The following is a 2,271-nucleotide window of genomic DNA, read 5'->3' on the forward strand; positions in this document are numbered from 1 at the left end:
CACCGCTGCCTGCTCCCCGACAAACTCGATGCGCGCGCCTTTGCTTTCACGCTGGAAGGCGTACATCGGGTCGTAGTACTCGCGCAGCAACCCTTCAATCCATACGCGGTGCAGGTCCACAGCGCCGGGCGTGGAACTGTTGGCCGCCAACCTGCCGATCCGCCGCGCCGGGCATACCCTGGGTGAATTGGACATGCTGCTGCGCGACGGCGATGGCGTGCATCACTTGGAACTGGCGATCAAACTCTACCTCGGCCCGCAGGACGGCAACGGCCAGGACACCGCACGGTGGCTGGGGCCGGGTTGTCATGATCGGCTGGATCGCAAGCTGGCGCACCTGGCCCAGCATCAGTTGCCGATTTCGGCACGACCGGAGAGCCACGAGGCGTTGGCGGCGCTGGGCATCGAGCAGTTCGATGCGCACTTGTGGCTCGGCGGCTACTTGCTCTATCCCTGGCCTGGCGAGGCTGAACCGCCCCACGGCGCTCACCCAGAGCATTTGCGTGGACGCTGGCTGCATCAGCGTGATTGGCGGGACTTTGTCAGCGCCAGTGCGCCCGGTCGCTGGCAGCCCCTGCCCCGGCATGCGTGGCTGGCGCCCGCGCATTACCTCGCAGAAGCGGTGTGGAGCGAAGAACAGATGCAGCGATGGCTGGCGGACCTGGCGCCAATGGCTCCGGCTCAGTTGCTCGTGCGGCTGGTTCAGAACGGCGAGGATTGGGAGGAAGCTGAGCGGCTGTTTCTGGTGGCGGATCTTTGGCCGAATGTGCCGGGCGCGCCCTAACCTGCAAGGAGCCGCCTCACCGACTCCATGGCTCAGCCCTCGTTGAGGAATATCTGTGGCGGCAACGTGAAGCTGCGCAGCTTGAGCAACGCCAATGGTCCCGCATCCAATTCGGTGCGCAGGTGCCACGTCAGGTTCAAGCCGTCAGGCGCCTTGAGTGCCAGGCGGTAGCGGCTGTCACCGTCGTCCAACGGCGTGACCTGGGCTTTTTCCAGCAAACGGATCAGGCCCCAGGTGCCGGGGTAGTCGCCAAATAACCGCTCGCCGGCGTGCACGCTGGTCCAGCTGAGGCTCACGCCGGGATAGTCGCTGCGGCCCGGCCAGTTGAAACGCTGCCAGCTTTCTTTCTGGTTGAAGTACTGGTGCCGGTCGCCGTTGAGGATGAAGGTGGTTTGCACCACATCGCGCACGGGTTTGCCTTGCAGTTCAAAGCTCAGCCCCATGCCGCCGTCGGTGTAGAGCACATCGGCCAGGTCGCTCAGTTGATTGATGGCGCTCAGAAACTGCGGGTTGAAACGCAGGCCCTGGCTGTGGCGTGGATCGGCTACCCAACGGCTGCCGTCCTTGCGCAGCACGCCGCTCAATTGCTGCTGTAGAAACTGTGCGATACGCCCGGAATCCGCGCGGATCATTTGCCCCAACATCGGCAACGAGGCGTCGCTGGTGGTGGCCGCAAAGGGATAGCGGCTGGCGAAAGCAGCGTTCCAATGGCTGACGATCGAGCGCTGCCACTGGCTATTGAGACCGGCGGCGGACGGTTGCAAGACGCGTTGCCAGGCCTGTTCCAATGGCTGCACGAACAGCGTCTGCGCCGCCCCGCCCCACTCCGCGCCCAGGCTGGCGGCCAGCAGGCTGCCGTAGGATTGGGTGTCGGGGAGGTCGATACTGCGGCCTTGAAACACCGTTTGCGCCAGGGCCTGGGTCATTTCCAGCGGGTCGGGCGCAGTGTTGATTTGCTGCAGTTTCAAACGCACCCGTGTCACGCGGGTGAGGAAGGACTGGAGAGTGAGGCCATCATGGTTATTCTTGTCCAGCAGAGCCAATAACGGGCCGAAGGTTGCATCCAGTGGCCCCTTGGATGCGTGGACGAACGGCTCGATCGCCGGGGCATTGTCCTGACCGATCAGCTTTTGCCCGGACTGTATCAACGAGTCGGCCAGGGCCTGGGTTCGGCTGCCTGCCCGCGCCTGGTAGGCCACGCTGTTCAGCAGCGCGATCAAGGGCGATTGGCGCACGTCGCTCATCAGCGTCAATTGGTCGATTGACTCATCGAGGCTTGCGGCCTGCTGCCAGCGCAGGCTGTTGAGCAGATCCAGCCAGGCGCTGGCGTAGTCCTGAAAGTAACGTTCGGTCAGTCTGTCGCGGAGCTGGTCCGGGCTCAGGCGGGTGTCGATATCGGCGGGCTTGTCGCTGAGCACCCAGTCGACTTCCTCGCGGCGCGCGTCGGCGATCGCATCGATGGCTTGGCGCACCTGGCAAGAATAACC

At 64.1% G+C, this 2,271-nt stretch carries 1 protein-coding gene and 2 pseudogenes; 1 reads left to right on the forward strand and 2 read right to left on the reverse strand.

Annotated elements, in window-relative coordinates:
• Window positions 1–129: pseudogene (locus L9Z73_RS29335) on the reverse strand (tRNA 2-selenouridine(34) synthase MnmH); the annotation flags it as partial.
• On the opposite strand from L9Z73_RS29335, the pseudogene L9Z73_RS29340 reads away from it, so the two are divergent.
• Window positions 122–784: pseudogene (locus L9Z73_RS29340) on the forward strand (DUF1853 family protein); the annotation flags it as partial. The pseudogenes L9Z73_RS29335 and L9Z73_RS29340 sit on opposite strands and share 8 nt — an antisense overlap.
• Before the next feature lie 32 nt (window positions 785–816).
• Here L9Z73_RS29340 and L9Z73_RS29345 read toward each other — a convergent pair.
• On the reverse strand, window positions 817–2,271 hold a 1,455-nt coding region (locus L9Z73_RS29345), incomplete at its 5' end, for an ImcF-related family protein (RefSeq protein WP_282598797.1).

Source organism: Pseudomonas emilianonis (genome assembly GCF_023072625.1).
In the GTDB taxonomy this organism is placed as follows: domain Bacteria; phylum Pseudomonadota; class Gammaproteobacteria; order Pseudomonadales; family Pseudomonadaceae; genus Aquipseudomonas; species Aquipseudomonas paraveronii.